The sequence below is a fragment of the Nocardioides segetis genome, assembly GCF_051390595.1.
Lineage (GTDB): Bacteria > Actinomycetota > Actinomycetes > Propionibacteriales > Nocardioidaceae > Nocardioides.
Map to the genome: position 1 here is coordinate 121,882 of NZ_JBNINR010000006.1, position 16,500 is coordinate 138,381.

Sequence of the window (16,500 nt, forward strand, 5' to 3'; positions counted from 1 at the left end):
CACATCGTGCCGCCGATCGATCGATCGGGAGTCCTCACCCTAGGACCGCAGATCCTCTTCGGTCAACACCTCGCACCGATGGCGCGAGATGCCGCGCATTTGCCGCAGTAGAGCCGGATTCACGCACCTGAGCAAGCAAAACCGTGGAGACCATTGCCACTCGATCGATCGATCGGTATGGTCCCCGGCACGGGTCAGCGCCGGCGACAGGAGTCAGCAGCGGCGCACCACACACCTAGGCACCGCGGGAGAAGAGCAATGAAGAGAGCAGTCCAGAGGATCACCGTCCTGGCCGTCGCCGCGCTGGCGGCCACCGCCTGCACCAAGGCCTCGACCGGCGACGACGACTCGACGACGCCCTCCGCCGACGTCGTCGCCACCGTCGACTCCTCGGCCCTGGTGCGGCCGGGTCACCTCACGACCTGCATGGACATGCCCTACAAGCCGTTCCAGTACTTCGACGAGTCCGGCGACCCCGTCGGCGTCGACATCGACCTGATCAAGGAGGTCGCGGCGCGGATCGGCTTGAAGATCAACATCCAGAACTCGGTCTTCGACACCATCATCGCGGCGCTCAAGGGCGGCAAGTGCGACATGATCTGGGCCGACCAGTACGTCACGCCGGAGCGCATCGAGCAGATCGACATGGTCGGATACTGGAAGGCCTCCGAGGTCGTCGTCGTCCCCGAGGGGAATCCGAAGGGCATGGGCGGCAAGGACGAGCTGTGCGGCTTCAAGGTGGCCGGCCAAAAGGGCGGCGCGGACGTCGCCGCGCTGGAACAGCTCGACGCGGCCTGCAAGGCCGCCGGCCGGCCGGGCATCGAGATCCTCCAGTTCCCGCGCAGCCCCGACGCCTACCAGGCGCTGGCCTCGGGGCACGCCGACGCGTGGATGACCGAGCAGGTGGCCGCCCTGCTGCTGAAGGAGGAGTCCAACGCCAAGATCGAGTTCACCGACACCTTCGCCCTCGGCGACGGCGACCTCGCGGGCCTGACCGGCCTCTCCTTCCGCATCGACGACGGCGCCGTCAAGGAGCCGGTGATGAAGGCTCTCGCCGCCATGGTCGAGGACGGCACCTACGCCGAGATCTGGGAGAAGTGGGGCCTGACCGACGCCGCGCTCGAGCCGGACGACTCCTTCTAGGTCCGCCGGGTCCTGGAGACGCTCATGTACTCGACCACCTCGGTCATGGCCGCGGGAAGCACCTACCCCTTCGACTGGGACGCGTTCACCGACTACCTCCTGCACCCGAGCAGCATGGTGATCCACGGGCTGGGACTGACCGTCCTCATCGCCGTGCTCTCCCAGTTCCTCGGCACCCTCATCGGCATCGCCGCCGACCTCACCCGACGATCCCGCTTTGCGCCGCTGCGCTGGCTGGCCTCGGGCTACGTCTGGCTCTTCCGGGGCACGCCCTTCCTCGTCCAGGTGTCGATCATCTACTTCGCCGGCCTGCCCTTCTTCGGCCTCGCCGTCTTCGGCGGCTACCGCTGGGACGACGTCGAGGTCGTCGGCTACCTGATCGCCGGCCGGGTGATCGCCGGCGTCTTCGCCCTCTCCCTCAACGAGGGCGCCTACATGGCCGAGATCGTGCGCTCCGGGATCGACTCCGTGGACCGGGGCCAGGTCGAGGCGGCGCACGCGATCGGGATGACCGCGCGGCAGACCACCCGCCGGATCGTGCTTCCCCAGGCCCTGCGCACGATCGTCCCGCCCCTGGGCAACCAGTTCAACCTGATGCTCAAGAGCACGTCGCTGCTCTCGGTGATCAGCGTGACCGAGCTGTACACCGCGGCCGCCATCATCCAGGGCCAGACCTTCCAGCCCTTCGAGGTCTTCGGAGCCGTCGCGATCTACTACCTCGCCCTCACCGCCGGGTGGACGCTGATCCAGGGCCGCATCGAGCGCCGGCTGGGCCGCGGCTGGGGCGAGACGCCGACCCGGCGGAGACGACCGTCCCGCACCCCACGACTGGAGATGACCTCATGACCGGGTCCGAGAGCCGCCCGCTGATCCAGGTGCGCGCCCTGTGCAAGTCCTTCGGAGATCGCCAGATCCTCTTCGACGTCGACCTCGACGTCGCCGCCGGCAGGGTGGTCGTCCTCATCGGCCCGTCCGGCTCGGGCAAGACCACGCTCCTGCGCTGCATCAACCGCCTCGAGCACCCCGAGCGCGGAGAGGTGCTGCTCGACGGCATCCCCGTCGGCACCCGCGTGGTCCGCGGCCGGACGACGGCCCTGACCAACAAGGAGCTGGCGCAGCAGCGCTCGCAGGTCGGCATGGTGTTCCAGCGGTTCAACCTGTTCCACCACAAGACGGCCCTGCAGAACATCACCGAAGGCATGGTCCACGTCGCGGGGATCGCACCGGAGACCGCGGCCGCGACCGGCCGCGACCTCCTGTCCAAGGTCGGCCTCGCGGACAAGGCGGACTCCTACCCGAGCCAGCTCTCGGGCGGTCAGCAGCAGCGCGTGGCGATCGCCCGGGCTCTGGGCATGCGGCCGCGGGCGATCCTCTTCGACGAGCCCACGAGCGCCCTCGACCCCGAGACGGTCGGCGACGTCCTGGGCGTGATGCGGGGGCTCGCGGACCAGGGCATGACCATGGTGGTGGCCACCCACGAGATGGGCTTCGCCCGTGAGGTCGCGGACCTGGTGGTGATGATGGACCAGGGCCGGGTCGTGGAGAGCGCGGCCCCCGCGGACTTCTTCGGCCGCCCGACCTCCGAGCGCACCACGCGGTTCCTGGCCAAAGTGCTCTCGTGACCGGCCGCGTGATGACGGTCGAGGGGCCGGTCGACGCCACCGAGCTGGGCGTCGTCCTGCCGCACGAGCACCTGTTCTGCGACACGCTTCGCGAGTACCGCGGCGACGGCCTGCTCGACGACCGCCCGCTGATGGAGCGCGAGGTCGCCGCCTTCCGGGCCGCCGGCGGCGGCACCATCGTCGAGCTGACCGGCAGCACGCTGGGCCGGCGGCCCGAGGACCTGCGGGCGGTCTCCCGGGCGACGGGGGTCCATGTGGTGATGGGCTGCGGGCTCTACCGCGACCCCTACCTCGCCGACACCGGCATCGACCGGCTCTCGGTGTCGGCGGTCGCGGAGGCGATGACCGCCGAGATCGTCGACGGCGTCGGCGAGACGGGCATCCGGCCCGGCGTGATCGGCGAGGTCGGCACGAACGCCGCCTGGGTGTCCGCGCTCGAGGAGCGCTCCCTGCGCGCGGCCGCCCGCGCGCAGGTGGCCACGGGGCTGACGCTCTCCCTGCACGCCGCGCGCTGGCCGGTCGGCCGCCTGATCCTGCCGATCCTGGAGCAGGAGGGCGTGAGCGCCACGCGCGTGATCGTCGGCCACCTCGACACCGTGCGCGACTCGCCGTACCACGTCGAGCTGGCCCGATTGGGCTGCTACGTGGAGTTCGACGGCTTCAGCACGACGCACGAGTACGACCTCGACCGGATGGTCCGCGACATCGTCGCGGTCGCCGACGCCGGCTTCGTCGACCGGCTGCTGATCTCGCACGACCTCTTCCGGCAGACCCACTTCACGGCGTACGGCGGCGTCGGGTTCGCGTTCATCCTGGAGCACGTCACGACGCGGCTGCGGGCGGCCGGCTTCGGCGACGACGAGCTGCGCCAGGTGCTCGTGGACAACCCGCGCGCGGCGCTGACCGGCGCCGGGGCCTAGCGCGGGCGCGTCACGCGAGGAGGCCCGCCGCCACCCGCAGGTCCGCCACCAGGGCGTCGTACGCCTCCTGGCGCTCCCCGCGCGCCCGCAGCACGGCGGACGGATGGGTGGTCGCGAGCACCCACTGCGGCGGGACCTCGACCGGGCGGTCCTCGGGCCAGTCGAGCCGGCGGCCGCGGCACGCGCCGACCTTGAACGAGGGGCCGTAGAGCGCCTTGCCCGCGGTGCCGCCGAGCAGGACGACGCCCGTGGGCCGCACCAGGCGGAGCTCGGCGTCGAGCCAGGGGCGGCAGGCGGCGACGTGGGCCTGCTTCGGCGACTGGTGGATGCGGCGCTTGCCGCGCATGCCGGACCAGCGGAAGTGCTTGACGACGTTGCTCGTGTAGACCCGCTCGGGCGCGATGCCCGCATCGGCCAGGGCGTCGTCGAGCACCCGGCCGGCGGGACCGACGAAGGGCTCGCCCGCCTGGTCCTCGCGGTCACCGGGCTGCTCGCCGAGCAGGGCGAGCTCGGCGCCGGGATCGCCCTCGCCCATCACCCCCTGGGTCGCGTCCCGGTAGAGCTCGCACCCCCGGCACTCCTGCAGCGCGGCGCGCAGCCGCGGCAGCGTCGGCCGGTCCGGCACCCACTCCTGAGCGCCAGGGCGCTCCACGTCGTCGGTCATACCGCGGCGGTACCCGGCCCCTCCGGGCGTACCGCCGTCATGTCGCGGCGGACGCCGGGTACCGCCGGGGGCGTCCCGACCCCGACCCCGTCAGGAGGCAACCACCGTGGCCACCTCGATCGTCGACGACGACCTCTGGGAGCGCTTCCACACGGCCGTGAACATGACCTCGCGCGAACTGCGCGACTGGCTCGCCACGCAGGGCGCCGGGGAGGACGCCGAGGAGCTGCCCGACCGCGCCGGCCGGCCCCTCGGGCACCGCGTCCTCGACGTCCTGGGCAAGCGCAGGTCCGACCTGACCACCGACGACGTGGCCGTCATGGAGCGGGTGGTCACCGAGGTCACCGCGCTGCGCGGCGACGAGCCCGAGCCCACCGCCGGCGACACGGACTGGCGTCACGGGCTGATGAACGTCGGCCACGACCCGCTCAGGGAGACCTGAGCGACTGCGCCTCCACCGCGCGCTGGATCACCCCGGCCGCCTCCGGGTAGCGCGCGGGCTCGGGCCCGATGAAGGTCAGCCGGAGGTACGGCGCCGAGGGCTCGGCCGGGAACCAGGCATCACCGGCCGCGACCCACACCCCGTCGGCCGCGCAGTCGCGCGCGAGTCGCTCGGCGTCGGTGCCCGCCGGCAGCCGCGCCCACAGGTGCAGCCCACCCGGCGGGACCACGTCGAGGTGCAGCGCCGGCGCGTGGTCGCCGACGGCGGCGACGAGGAGGTCGCGGCGCTCCCGCAGTTGGGCGCGCAGCCGGCGCAGGTGGGTGCGCCAGCCGGGATCGCTGACGACCTCGAGCGCGGCCTGCTGGAGCAGTCCGCTGACGTACATCGACTCGGCGGCGCGGTCGCCGAGGATCCGGTCGCGGGCGGGCCCACGGGCGATCACGGCCGCGACCCGCAGCGCCGGGGAGACGCTCTTGGTCAGCGACCGCAGGTAGACGACGTGCCCTGCGCCGTCGCGGGCGGCGAGCGGCACGACCTCGGCGTCGATGCCGAAGTCGTGCGCCCAGTCGTCCTCGACGAGGAAGGCGCCGTGGGCGCGCACGACGTCGAGGATCCGCTCGGCGCGCTCGGCGCTCCACCGGGCTCCGGTCGGGTTGGCGAAGCTGGGCTGCGCGTAGAACGCGCGGGCTCCGGTCTCCCGCAGCGACCGCTCGACCTCGGCCGGGTCCGGGCCGTGGGCGTCGCTGGGCACGGGGACCAGCTCGACGCCGGCCTGACGCGCGGCCTGGATCGCGCCCCAGTAGGTGGGCGACTCGATCAGCAGCGGGTGGCCCGGCGCCACCAGGGCGCGGAAGATCGAGGCCAGCGCGCTCTGCGACCCCGGCGCCACGACCACGTCGTGGGGCGTCACGGCGCTGAGCTGGGTCGGCGTCGCGTCGGCCAGCTCCGTCGCGAACCAGGCGCGCAGCTCCGGCAGCCCGGCGGCCGGCGGGCGCGCGGTGGCGGCGGCGCCGCGCGCGGCCCGGCCCAGTGCCGTGCGGACCAGCCGCTCCGGCAGCAGGTCCGGTCCCGGATAGCCCGCGTGCAGCGCGTGGGCCTCCGGCGGCGCGGTACGGAGGGGTCCCGCCACCCGCGGCAGCTCGGCTCGCGGCGTGCGCAGCGCACCGGTCTGCCAGCCGAAGTCCGGACCCCGGGCCGGACGGACGGCACGGACGAAGCTGCCGACCCCGGGACGGCTCTCGACCAGCCCCTCGGCCACCAGCCGGCGCAGCGCCTTCTGCACGGTGACCGGGCTGGCGCCGTACTCGGCCACGAGGCGGCGCGACGCCGGCAGCTGGGCGCCGGCCGGGGCGTCGCGGATCCAGTCGCGCAGGCCGGCGACGATCCGCGCGGTGCTATCGTTGGTCATGTCACCTCAGAGTAGCGCTATCGTGCCTTCTCGGCAGCCGCTATCGGGCCCGCCGGCGGCGCCGGGCATCGGGCTGGCCTGGGGGCTCCTCGGCGTCCTCGCCTTCTCGTTCACCGTCCCGCTGACCCGGGTGGCGGTCGGCGGCCTCGACCCGCTCTTCATCGGCGCCGGCCGGGCCGTGGTCGCGGCGGCCCTGGCGGCCGGCGCGCTCGCCCTGACCCGTCAGGCACTCCCCCGCGGCCGCCAGTGGCTCCGGCTCGCGGTCGTCGCCGGCGGCGTGGTGGCCGGCTTCCCGCTGCTGACGTCCTACGCCCTGACCGAGGTCCCGGCCGGCCACGGCGCGGTCGTGATCGCGATGCTGCCCGCGACCACAGCGGTCGTCGTCGTGCTGCGGACCGGCGAGCGGCCGGTGCGCGCGTTCTGGGTCTTCGCCGCGCTCGGCGCGGTCGCCGCGGTCGGCTTCGCGGTGCTGCAGGGCGGTGGCGCCGGCCATCTCCAGCGCGCCGACCTGCTCCTCGTGCTCGCGGTGCTCGCGTGCGCCGTCGGGTACGCCGAGGGCGGCGCGATCTCCCGCGAGCTCGGCTCGTGGCAGGCGATCTCGTGGGCGCTGGTGCTCGCCGCGCCGGTGATGCTGGCCCTCACCGCGACCAGCATCGGCACCCGTCCGCCCTCGGCGAGCGCCACGCAGTGGCTGTGCTTCGCCTACCTGGCCTGCATCAGCATGTTCCTCGGCTTCTTCGCCTGGTACCGGGGCCTGGCGATCGGCCCGATGGCGCAGGTCAGCCAGGTCCAGCTCGCCCAGCCGGTGCTGAGCATCGCGTGGGCTGGCCTGCTGCTCGGCGAGCGGATCACCTGGCTGACCGTGCTCGGTGGCGTCGCCGTGGTGGTCTGCGCGGCGGGTGCTAGCTCCTCCCGCGCCCGTACAGCCCGCGCACGACCTTCGTGAGCTGCTTCTCCTCCTTGGCCGTGCGCCGGAAGGTGGTGAGCGCGATCGCCGGCTTGAACCGCTGGCGGGCGATCGCGTGCGGGTAGGTGAACTCGCGCAGGCCGTCGGGACCGTGGATGCGACCGAAGCCCGAGTCGCCGACCCCGCCGAACGGGAGGGTCGGGATGCCGGCGAACGAGATGACGCCGTTGATGGCCGTCATACCGGCCCGCAGGCGCTGCGCGATCTCCATGCCCTGGCTCTTGGAGAACACCGTCGAGCCGAGGGCGTAGCGGGTGCCGTTGGCCCGCTCGATCGCCTCGTCCATCGTCCTCACGCGGGACACGGTGACGGTCGGGCCGAAGGTCTCCTCCTGCAACGCCGCCGAGTCCTCCGGTACGTCGACCAGCACGGTCGGCTGCACGAAGCGGGCGCCCTCGGGCACCGGTCCGCCGACGAGCGCCCGGCCGCCGCGGGCAAGTGCGTCGTCGATGTGGCGCCGGATGATGTCGACCTGGGAGGGCATCGTGATCGGGCCGACCTGGCCGCCGGGACGCGCCTCGAGCTGCCGCGCCTGCTCGACCAGCTCGTCGAGGAAGCGGTCGTAGACCCGGTCGTGGACGTAGATCCGCTCGACGCCGGCGCAGGTCTGGCCGGCGTTGGCGGCCGCGCCCCACAGGGCGGCCTCGGCCGCCTCGGCGACGTCGGCGTCCTCGGCCACGATGAGGGCGTCCTTGCCGCCGGCCTCGATGACGACCGGGGTGAGGGTCTCGGCGCAGGCGGCCATCACCCGCTTGCCGGTGGCGGTGGAGCCGGTGAAGGCGATCTTGTCGACCCCCGCCGCGGTGAGGGCGGCCCCGGTCTCGCCGTACCCGGTCACGACCTGGAACACGGGCCGGCCCACGGCCTCCCGGAAGGTCGCGGCGAGCCACTCGCCCACGCCGGGGGTGTACTCCGAGGGCTTGAAGACGACGGCGTTGCCGGCCGCGAGGGCGTAGGCGATCGAGCCCATGGGCGTGAAGACGGGGTAGTTCCACGGGCCGATGACGCCGACCACGCCGAGCGGGCGGTACTCCACGCTCGCGGCCTGGTTGACCATGAGCAGGCCGGGCGAGACGCTGCGCCGCTTGAGGACCTTCTCGGCGTGGCCCGCCGCCCAGGCGAGGTGGTCGATCGCGAGCGCGGCCTCGAGGAGCGCGTCACCCGTGGGCTTGCCGGTCTCGCGCGCCATCAGCGCGGCGAGCTCCTCCATCCGCCGCGCGATCACCTTGCGCCAGCGGACCAGCGCCTGCTTGCGGCCGTCGAAGCCGAGGGCACGCCACCACTCGGCCTGCTTGCGGGCGGTGGCGACCACCGCGCCGACCGCCGCGGCGTCGTGGATGGGGTGGGTGCCGACGACCTCGCCGGTGGCGGGGTCGAGCGAGGTGAAGGTCTGTGCGGGAGCGTCCGTGGTGGTCACGCACCCGAACCTACTCGCCGGTCACCATCAGCGGAACGGAGCGACGAACAAAACCACCAGGACGACATGGGCCGCGATCACCACCCCCGCGATGACGACCGCGGCGACCGGCGTACGCCGGGCGAGGCGCTCCGCGACCTGGTAGGCGAGGGTGATCAGGGCGAGCGCCACGGTGACGTGGAGCAGCACGGCCAGCGCGACCCCGGTGACCACCCCGGCGATCGCGAAGCGCCCCCAGGTCAGGCCGAGCAGGAGCGGGACGACGACCGCGCCGGCGAGGCCGCCGACGAGCTCCTCCGCGAACGACCGGTCGCCCATCCAGGGCACGCCGTCGATGACGTCGAACAGGTCGACCGTGGCGAGCACGCCGAGGACCGCGACCACCACGAGCGTCCCCAGCGCGGCGAGCCGGTAGCGCAGGTGCCGCGCCGGGCTCCACGACGCCGAGCCGCGCCAGATCGTCGAGAGCGTCACCGCCGACCAGACCAGCCAGCTGCGGACCGGGCCCGTGTCGGTGTCGCGCATGGCCGCCCGGAACACGCGATCCGCGGCGACCCGGTCGAGCACGTGCCCCTCGACCGACAGGTAGGTGGGCGGCTCGTCGCGGCCGTGGACCAGGCCGTCGTGCAGCAGGGCGGGCGGGAGGTGCCGGCCGGTGCGCGGCACCAGCCAGGTGAAGATCGTCGGGACCGAGGTCAGGTCGGTCTCGAAGGAGCCGAGGTCGGCGGGCACCAGCAGGTCGCCGTACTCGCGGTCGCGGTAGGCGATGCGGTGCAGCATCCGGAACCGCTCGGGCGCGACCCGCAAGTCACCGGACTCGACCCGCTCCAGCACGACCCGCTCCAGCACGATCCGCGGCGGCTCGGCGGTGCCCTCGTCGTGGAACCGCTCGGGCTCGGGCCGCACCGGCGTCCACGGGCTCACCGGCACCTGCCCTTCCCCAGCTGGGCGAGCCCGTTGAGGTCGCCCTGCCCGAAGTCGAGCTGGCCCACGTTGTCGGCGTACATCAGCTCGGCGGCGGAGTCGACGTGGTCGAGGCCGACGAGATGGCCGAGCTCATGGAGGAGGATCGCCCGAGCCTGCGCCGCCCCGTCGCGCTCGCCCTCGATCCGGTCGAAGGCGTCGGCGTCGAGAGTGACCCCGCCGGTGACGAACCACAGCCACCCGTCGCCGTCGTAGGACCGGGCGGTCGCGCCACCCACGCCCGCGACCGCGCCCTCGAGCTCCTCGACCTCGTCCTCGGTCGCCCAGGCGACGAGGACCGGGTCCGGCCGCGCCGTGACGAAGCCCCGCTCGTCCTGCTCGGGCCTGCGGTCGGTGCGCCCCTCGTAGGCGAAGCGCAGGCCGGTGATCGCCGCGACCTCGGCGACCCCCTCCTGCACGAAGGCGACCGTCTCCTCGGCGTCGTCCGGCGCCTGCTCCGGATTGATCTCGTAGCGGATCTCCCGGCAGGGGTCCCACGTGACCGGGACGTCGGACTGCCCCGGCTGGTGCTCGAGGAACGCGTGGACGCCGCCCGGCGCGACGTCGGCGGGCTCGCCGAGCGGGTCCTTGTCGAGTCCGATGATCCGGCGCAGCGCGGCCATCTCGCTGCCGGGACCGATCGCGACCACGCCCACGAAGAGCACAGCGCTCAGCAGCAGCACGAGGCCGGACCGCCAGCGCTCCATCAGCCGATGCCGTCGGGCTCGGTCAGCGGACGCTCGCAGACGAAGCCGCGGCACACGTACGCCGCCGGGAGCCCGTCGACGGGCGCCCGGCCGGCCAGCAGCGGGATGCCGTCGACCGCCTCGTCGGCGGCGACCACCACCGCTCCGGGGAGCTCGAGGGCGCGGGCGACCAACGCGTCGCGCCGGGCGCCGGGCGGGCCCACGACGGCGACCTCGAGCGGGCCGTCGAGCATGGTCACGGCGGCGGCCAGCGACCAGCCCGCGAACCGCGGGGCCTTGTCGGCGAGCACGCTGACGGTCGCCAGTGCGGTCTCGGCCGCGTCGCGGTAGCGGCCCTCCCCGGTGAGCGCGTGGGCCTCGACGAGGGCGTGGACCAGGCTGCTGAACCCGCTCGGGCTCGCGTTGTCGCCGGGGTCGCGCGGACGCGCGACGAGCGACTCCGCGTCGGCGCTGGTGTCGTAGAAGCCCCCGTCCGGCGCGGCGAACCCGGCGAGCGCGGTGTCGAGCAGCCCGGTCGCCAGCGTCAGCCAGCGCGGGTCGGCGCTCGCCTGGGCGAGGGCGAGGAAGCCCGACGCCACGCAGCCGTAGTCCTCGAGCACGCCCGCGTGGGCACCAGCCACCCCGTCGCGGGAGACCCGCAGGATCCTGACACCGGCCGAGCCGGTCGTGTCCAGGTGCAGCCGCGCGAGCAGCTCCCCCGCCCGCGTCGCCGCCTCCAGGTAGTCCGGTCGGCCGAGCCGGCGGCCCGCGTCGACGAGTCCGCTGATCGCCAGCCCGTTCCACGCGGCGACCACCTTGTCGTCACGGGCAGGGCGCGGACGCTGCTCGCGGGCGGCGAGCAGCCGGCGTCGTACGTCAGCCAGGCGGGCGCGGTCGGCCGGGTCCTGCGGAGGGTGGCGCAGCTGCAGCGTCGACATCCCGTTCTCGAAGGTCCCGTCCTCGGTGACGTTGAACAGCTCCGCGGCCCAGGCGCCGTCGGTCGGTCCCAGCGCCGCGGTCAGCTGCTCGGGGGTCCAGGCGTAGAACAGCCCCTCCTCCGCGTGCCCGCCGGGCTCGGCCGGGCTGTCCGCGTCGAGCGCCGAGGCGAACCCACCCTCGGCCGTCCCGAGCTCGCGGAGCAGGAAGTCGGCCGTCTCGGTGGCGATCCGGTCCCCCAGTTCGCTGCCGAGCCGCGCGTAGAGCCCGAGCAGCTGGGCGTTGTCGTAGAGCATCTTCTCGAAGTGCGGCACGACCCAGCCGCGGTCGACGGCGTACCGCGCGAACCCGCCGCCCACCTGGTCGTACATCCCGCTCCCGGCCATCGCCGCCACCGTGCGCGCCAGCATGTGCCGCGCCTGCTGCACCGACTCGCCCCGGTAGCGCCTCAGGAACTCCAGCACCATCGTCGGCGGGAACTTCGGCGCACCCCCGAACCCGCCCGCCATCGGGTCGAACTCCTGCGCCAGCGTCGCCACCGCCGAGTCGATCCGCTCCCCCGTCAGCGCGTACGACGGCAGGCTCGCCTCCTTGCGCAGGTGCTCGGCCACGTTCGCCGCGGTCCGGCGTACGTCGTCGCCCCGGTCGTTCCACGCCCCGCTCAGCGCCCGCAGCACCTGCGTGAACGACGGCGACCCGTGCCGCGGCTGGTCCGGCAGATAGGTCCCCGCGAAGAACGGCGCCCCCTCGTGGTCCATCACCACCGTCATCGGCCACCCGCCCTGCCCGGTCATCGCGGTGGTCGCCTGCATGTAGACCGCGTCGACGTCCGGCCGCTCCTCCCGATCGACCTTGATGCTGACGAAGTGCTCGTTGAGATAGTCCGCCGTCGCCTGGTCCTCGAAGGACTCATGCGCCATGACGTGGCACCAGTGGCAGGCGGCGTACCCGACACTCAGCAGGATCGGCACGTTGCGCCGCTTGGCCTCCGCGAAGGCCTCCGGCCCCCACTCCCACCAGTCGACGGGGTTGTCCTTGTGCTGGAGGAGGTACGGCGACGTCGCGGCACCGAGACGGTTCATGCGTCCATCATCCCCTGTGCCCCTGGCGCTCCCCGATCGTCCGAGTGTTCGTCGTGCTGAGCTTGGCCGCGTGCAGCGAGTCTGCGCAGCCACGCTCGACAAGCGAAGGGCACCGGGCGCGAGGAACCGAGCTCACCACCAGTCGTGGTCCTGCGGCGGGCGTCATCGCTCATCTCCCGCCAGGCAGCGTGACGCGGGCGAGCGGCAGCCTGGAGGGAGACCCGAGGCTGAACGTGAGCGTCGAGTCGACGCATGGCGCAGCGACGACCGTGTTCGTCGAGGTCCGGGCTCCCTCGCAAGGGCTCCGAGACATCCTGGACAGGTGCGGCGTCGACTCGGGGTACGAGCGGGTCTTCTGCGAGACCGATCCTCTGATCGGCCTCAAGACCTCGGCAGGTCGCAACCGGGACGGCGAGGCGTTGCCCGACTTCGAGGTCCTCGAACTCGAGGTGCGGGCGAGGTAGCCCAAGCACCCGTCATGGGCGGCGCCGACCGTCTCAATGCCGTCACCCGCGCCAGTGCCTCCAGGCAACGTCGGGATTGATGGGGTGGGGACTCGGCCTCTGCGGAATACGCGGGCCCGAATCGCACGAGCACGCTTGACGCGCTGGAGAATCTCGTCATCGATCGCGAGCGGCGGGACCCGCGGCGGCAGTTTCCTGTCGGCGCTCAGGATGAAGCGGTCAGATCAGCTTGCTCCACCAGACGGCATAGGAGGGAACACCCTCTTCGCAACCTTCGCGATGCTTCCGGTCAGCGCAGCGTCGACGCTGCCTCCGACGATGCCGCCGGCGACGGGCACGGCCTTGGCAAGGGTGATCGCTGAGCGTTGGGTGCCGTACTTCGCCACGAGGGCGAAACCCGCCTTCTTGTTCACCTGGCGAATGACGGAGATCGGAACGGCCCTGATCGCCTGCATCGCTGCCTTCTGGCCCAACTTGACGCCGAATGCGGAGATCGCCCCCTGGGCAGTGGACCCCGCGGCGACAAGTGTGATCATCGCCTGGGTGTGCGGGTCATCCAGCGGATAGCCGCGGAGATGGGCGATCGCCCCGACCATCCTCGCGTTGATGATCAGACTGCCCGCCAGGTTGGCCGGGACCGTCACCGGCATGGCGGCGATCCCTCCGACGCCGGTCACGAATCCTTGCGCTCCCGAGGCGGCGACAGACTCGCGAACGATCCGCTTGATCGATGCCTCCGGGTCCTCGCCGTCAGCGCGGCCGACGTGTCCGCGAGCCGTCGCATAAGCAGCCGACCCGGTCAGAGGGCCGACGCCGTCGGTCACCGCTCGCTGCGTCAACTGCTGAAGCTGCTTCCCCAACTTCTCGGCGGTGGAGGTCCTGGGGGCGTCAGCCTCGTCGACAGCGCCGCTCATCTCGTTCTCCCTCTCAGTCGGCGTTCGGTCCGGATCCTATGAGAGAGGCTCGACGAAGACCGTCGCTCTCCGAACCGTCGCATGAGTCCTCTCGGCGAACGCGTGCGCTGTATCGACGGCTTGAGCTAGACAGTCCACATGACTCAGGTGGACGCTGCGGGCCAGGTCGACTGGGTGCCGGTCTGGGGACAGGTCGCAGCCCGGATGGGTTCGCATTGGGCCGCCGGCCGCGGGCACCTGTTGACGGAAGACACGCTCCGCATGTGTCTCATCGAGGCGCTCGGTGATGACGGAGTCGATGCTGCGAGGCTGGCGTCGGAGGTCTACGCGGTCGGCCTCGGCGCCGGCAAGCTCGATCTGACGATGGACGGTCCTGGCGGCACGGTCATCGAGCTGAAGTACCCGCGCGACTCGCGGACCGGGTTCTCGCCAGACACGATGACGATGGGTGAGCTGCTGCGCGACTTCTGCCGGGTCGCGGTCGTGGACGCCGCTGACCGCTGGGTCACCCAGGTCATCAACGCCCGTCTCGCGCGGTACCTGGCCGGAGCCTCAGCGCGGTTCACGCTCGGCTGGGCTGTCGAGCAGGATCAGCTGATGACCCTCCATCGGGCCACGCTCGAGCGGCTACCGGCTACTGCGATCACCGCCATCGGCACGGCGTCCTGGCGTCTCCCGGTTGAGGCGGTCTGCCGCGTGCGCGCTGCCATCACTGACGACCTCACCTTGTACGCGTACCAAGTGGCTGCCCCGAACGCCGACGTGACACCTTCGCCACTGGTCGCCGGCGCGCAGCCGCCGCGTGAGATCGACGAGACCACAACGCGGCCTGCCGCCGTCGGAGCGCCGACCGGTGCCCGTGCCGCGATCCTCGACGCGATCACACATCTCACGGCCGCTTCTGGAACGGCGACAGTCACCGTCGCCGCCGTGGTCGGTTACCTGAGGCGACGAAACAGCAGGTACGCCGATTCCACGATCCGAACGATGATGACCTCCCACATGTGCGTTGACACCCAGGGTCCCGGGATCGGCACGTTCGACGACCTCGAGCGGCTCGGCCGGGGCGAGTACCGGCGCCGCCCGATCACTCAGAGCGGGTCAGCACATCCAGGAACTCATGGTTGACGAAGAGGAGTTCCCGACCGACCTTGACGTCGCCGAGCAGGTCAGCCGCGACCAATGCGTGAAGCCACGACGAGGCGGTCTGCCGTGACACGTCGCATCGCTCGACGACGGTGCTGATGCGACAGTACGGCTGCTCGAAGAGGACCTGGAGGAACTGGGCGTCACGCCCGCCCGGAGTCGCGCTCCGGGCACGCTCGGCGATGTCGTTCTGACAGGTGCGGATCGAGCTGATCTTCCGCGTCGTCGAGGTCGCAGACTCGCGGACGACGTCGAGCATGTAGAGGATCCACTCGACCCAGGCGCCTTCAGCCGTCACCGCCCTCAGTAGCCGGTAGTAGTCGTTCTTGCGCTCGATGATCGCCCGGGACAGATACAGGATCGGATCGTCGAGCAGGCCCGCTTCGATCAGCATCAGGATGTTGATGACGCGGCCCCTTGGGCTCGAGGTCGATGCCCGCCGGAGGAAGCGCCGGAAGCTCATTGAAGGGAACGTCGGGACTCCATGGCATAGGTCAGCTCCTTCAACGCACCCGGCGACGTGTTAAATCTTCAGGAAAAACCTGACACGTTCTGCCGACGTGTTAGGTCACTCGACACGTGCAGTCGCGCTTCGAGCGCCGGCAAGGTCGACCTGGAGGTCGCGGTCGGGCAGATGAGAAGCGGGCAGGTCAGCCCGCTACCCGGGGACGCCGGATCTGGGCGATGGTCCGCAGCGGGTTCTGCAGCGCTCGGTACCGCCAAGCGAGCATGAGCGAGTCGAGCGGGTGGCGGTAGAGCCACCGGTGGTTGCTGATGGACCGAGCCATCACCTCCCACCCCAACTCGGCATGCGCGTCGTCGTACGGCCGCTCGAACAGTGCCCGGAGCCGGTCGCGGACGACCTCGACGGGTTGGCCGCGCCCTGACCGGAAGAGGTCGGCCCACTCCTGCTGCTTCCGCTCTCGTTCGGCCGCCGCGTCGTGCCGATGTGCCTGCTGTGCTCGGAGATCGTCCCGGATCTGGGCCGGCCAGCGGTCGACGTACTCCTGCGCCCACGGCTCGTACCAGGTCTCGTTCTCGAGGAACGCGATCGCCACGCAGTTCGGCGCGTACGTCGTCGACCCTTCCGCGACCGCGGGCAGCAGTGCAGTGACGATCCGCAGGCCGACCTCTTCGTTGCCTGCCCGGTACGCCTCTGCGACCAGCTCGGAGGCAGCTGTACAGACGTCGAAGGGATTCGCAGCACCCCACTGGCGCTCCGAGCCGGCGATCGCTGCGCCGAGCTCGGGGACCTGTCGCAGGCGCTCGAGGAAGCGGTCGCCGTTGGTCGGCTCAGCAGCCGGTCGAGGGAGCTTGTGCTGGTCGCCGTTCCAATATGTCGGCCGCCAGTAATAGAGCGCCTCCAGATTCACTGGCCACTGGTCGCCGGCCAGAGCAGGCTCACTCCAGTCCAGGTCCGGATCGAACGGCCGCCAGCCATCCTCGATCGGCTCGTCACGCCGCGCCCGCCGGACGTTCCGCGCGAAGTCGCCGTCCATCGCACCCCGCTTCGCGTAGACCCGCTGCGCCTCCATCAGACTGATGCCGTTGGCGCCGTCCGCACTCATCGGAAAGCGAAGCTGCCCACCATCGTCCTCCCAGAAGCACACGGGGCAGAGTTCGTAGTCGCCAGGACCGCTGTCGAGGGTCAGGTGACCACAGCAGGGACACGGAAACCGACTCACGAACTCATCATTGTCGATACGCATCCCCGCCGCCCGTGACT

The 16,500-nt window shown here is 72.0% G+C and carries 17 protein-coding genes; 8 read left to right on the top strand and 9 right to left on the bottom strand.

The genetic code is table 11. The annotated features are described in order from the left end of the window. Positions 1 to 258: 258 nt before the first annotated feature. Genes ACPZVR_RS13160 through ACPZVR_RS13175 form a run of 4 tightly spaced genes read left to right on the top strand, consistent with a single transcriptional unit; the run spans position 259 to position 3,685 of the window. Positions 259 to 1,143: an ABC transporter substrate-binding protein gene (locus ACPZVR_RS13160; RefSeq protein ID WP_436700053.1), complete on the top strand. Its 885-nt coding sequence runs from the start codon at positions 259 to 261 to the stop codon at positions 1,141 to 1,143. Between the two features lie 24 nt (positions 1,144 to 1,167). Continuing rightward, a complete protein-coding gene (locus ACPZVR_RS13165) occupies positions 1,168 to 1,989 on the top strand; it encodes an amino acid ABC transporter permease (RefSeq protein ID WP_436700054.1) in 822 nt (273 codons plus the stop codon). A 20-nt stretch (positions 1,990 to 2,009) separates the two neighbouring features. Further along, positions 2,010 to 2,765 (top strand): amino acid ABC transporter ATP-binding protein, encoded by a 756-nt coding sequence (locus tag ACPZVR_RS13170; RefSeq protein WP_436700291.1) that lies wholly within the window; start codon positions 2,010 to 2,012, stop codon positions 2,763 to 2,765. Further along, entirely contained in the window at positions 2,762 to 3,685 is a 924-nt protein-coding gene (locus ACPZVR_RS13175) for a phosphotriesterase family protein (RefSeq protein ID WP_436700055.1), read from the top strand. Before ACPZVR_RS13170 ends, ACPZVR_RS13175 begins: the two co-directional genes overlap by 4 nt. Before the next feature lie 10 nt (positions 3,686 to 3,695). On the opposite strand, the gene ACPZVR_RS13180 is transcribed toward ACPZVR_RS13175, so the two are convergent. Then, on the bottom strand, positions 3,696 to 4,349 hold the full coding sequence (locus tag ACPZVR_RS13180) for a UdgX family uracil-DNA binding protein (protein ID WP_436700056.1): 654 nt from the start codon (positions 4,347 to 4,349) through the stop codon (positions 3,696 to 3,698). 106 nt (positions 4,350 to 4,455) lie between these two features. Between ACPZVR_RS13180 and ACPZVR_RS13185 the strand changes: the two genes are divergently transcribed. Continuing rightward, a complete protein-coding gene (locus tag ACPZVR_RS13185; protein ID WP_436700057.1) occupies positions 4,456 to 4,791 on the top strand; it encodes a DUF3140 domain-containing protein in 336 nt (111 codons plus the stop codon). Here ACPZVR_RS13185 and ACPZVR_RS13190 read toward each other — a convergent pair. Continuing rightward, a complete protein-coding gene (locus tag ACPZVR_RS13190; protein ID WP_436700058.1) occupies positions 4,778 to 6,199 on the bottom strand; it encodes an aminotransferase-like domain-containing protein in 1,422 nt (473 codons plus the stop codon). The two genes, ACPZVR_RS13185 and ACPZVR_RS13190, sit on opposite strands and share 14 nt — an antisense overlap. 22 nt (positions 6,200 to 6,221) lie before the next feature. On the opposite strand from ACPZVR_RS13190, the gene ACPZVR_RS13195 reads away from it, so the two are divergent. Further along, positions 6,222 to 7,145 carry a DMT family transporter gene (locus ACPZVR_RS13195; protein WP_436700059.1) on the top strand — a complete coding sequence of 308 codons (924 nt, stop codon included), beginning with the start codon at positions 6,222 to 6,224 and terminating at the stop codon, positions 7,143 to 7,145. On the opposite strand, the gene ACPZVR_RS13200 is transcribed toward ACPZVR_RS13195, so the two are convergent. The 4 genes from ACPZVR_RS13200 to ACPZVR_RS13215 are packed head-to-tail and all read right to left on the bottom strand — an operon-like array spanning position 7,102 to position 12,250. Beyond that, positions 7,102 to 8,583, bottom strand: coding sequence for an aldehyde dehydrogenase family protein (locus ACPZVR_RS13200; RefSeq protein ID WP_436700060.1), 1,482 nt, complete (start codon positions 8,581 to 8,583; stop codon positions 7,102 to 7,104). The two genes, ACPZVR_RS13195 and ACPZVR_RS13200, sit on opposite strands and share 44 nt — an antisense overlap. 27 nt (positions 8,584 to 8,610) lie before the next feature. Further along, positions 8,611 to 9,507 carry a DUF1353 domain-containing protein gene (locus ACPZVR_RS13205; RefSeq protein ID WP_436700061.1) on the bottom strand — a complete coding sequence of 299 codons (897 nt, stop codon included), beginning with the start codon at positions 9,505 to 9,507 and terminating at the stop codon, positions 8,611 to 8,613. Continuing rightward, the gene (locus tag ACPZVR_RS13210) at positions 9,504 to 10,253 is read right to left on the bottom strand and encodes a matrixin family metalloprotease (protein WP_436700062.1); all 750 of its coding nucleotides are present in this window, start codon (positions 10,251 to 10,253) and stop codon (positions 9,504 to 9,506) included. The genes ACPZVR_RS13205 and ACPZVR_RS13210 overlap by 4 nt, the downstream gene beginning before the upstream one ends. Continuing rightward, positions 10,253 to 12,250 carry a thioredoxin domain-containing protein gene (locus tag ACPZVR_RS13215; protein ID WP_436700063.1) on the bottom strand — a complete coding sequence of 666 codons (1,998 nt, stop codon included), beginning with the start codon at positions 12,248 to 12,250 and terminating at the stop codon, positions 10,253 to 10,255. The genes ACPZVR_RS13210 and ACPZVR_RS13215 overlap by 1 nt, the downstream gene beginning before the upstream one ends. A gap of 233 nt (positions 12,251 to 12,483) precedes the next feature. On the opposite strand from ACPZVR_RS13215, the gene ACPZVR_RS13220 reads away from it, so the two are divergent. Continuing rightward, a complete protein-coding gene (locus ACPZVR_RS13220; protein WP_436700064.1) occupies positions 12,484 to 12,714 on the top strand; it encodes a hypothetical protein in 231 nt (76 codons plus the stop codon). A gap of 224 nt (positions 12,715 to 12,938) precedes the next feature. Here ACPZVR_RS13220 and ACPZVR_RS13225 read toward each other — a convergent pair whose 3' ends face one another. Further along, entirely contained in the window at positions 12,939 to 13,628 is a 690-nt protein-coding gene (locus ACPZVR_RS13225; protein WP_436700065.1) for an EcsC family protein, read from the bottom strand. Between the two features lie 138 nt (positions 13,629 to 13,766). Here ACPZVR_RS13225 and ACPZVR_RS13230 point away from each other — a divergent pair, with 138 nt between their 5' ends. Then, positions 13,767 to 14,756, top strand: coding sequence for a hypothetical protein (locus ACPZVR_RS13230; RefSeq protein WP_436700066.1), 990 nt, complete (start codon positions 13,767 to 13,769; stop codon positions 14,754 to 14,756). Here the strand turns inward: ACPZVR_RS13230 and ACPZVR_RS13235 are convergent. Continuing rightward, positions 14,716 to 15,237: a Fic family protein gene (locus tag ACPZVR_RS13235; protein WP_436700067.1), complete on the bottom strand. Its 522-nt coding sequence runs from the start codon at positions 15,235 to 15,237 to the stop codon at positions 14,716 to 14,718. The genes ACPZVR_RS13230 and ACPZVR_RS13235 overlap by 41 nt on opposite strands. A gap of 187 nt (positions 15,238 to 15,424) precedes the next feature. After that, complete coding sequence (locus ACPZVR_RS13240) at positions 15,425 to 16,483, bottom strand: CPCC family cysteine-rich protein (protein WP_436700068.1); 1,059 nt, start codon at positions 16,481 to 16,483, stop codon at positions 15,425 to 15,427. Positions 16,484 to 16,500 lie beyond the last annotated feature (17 nt).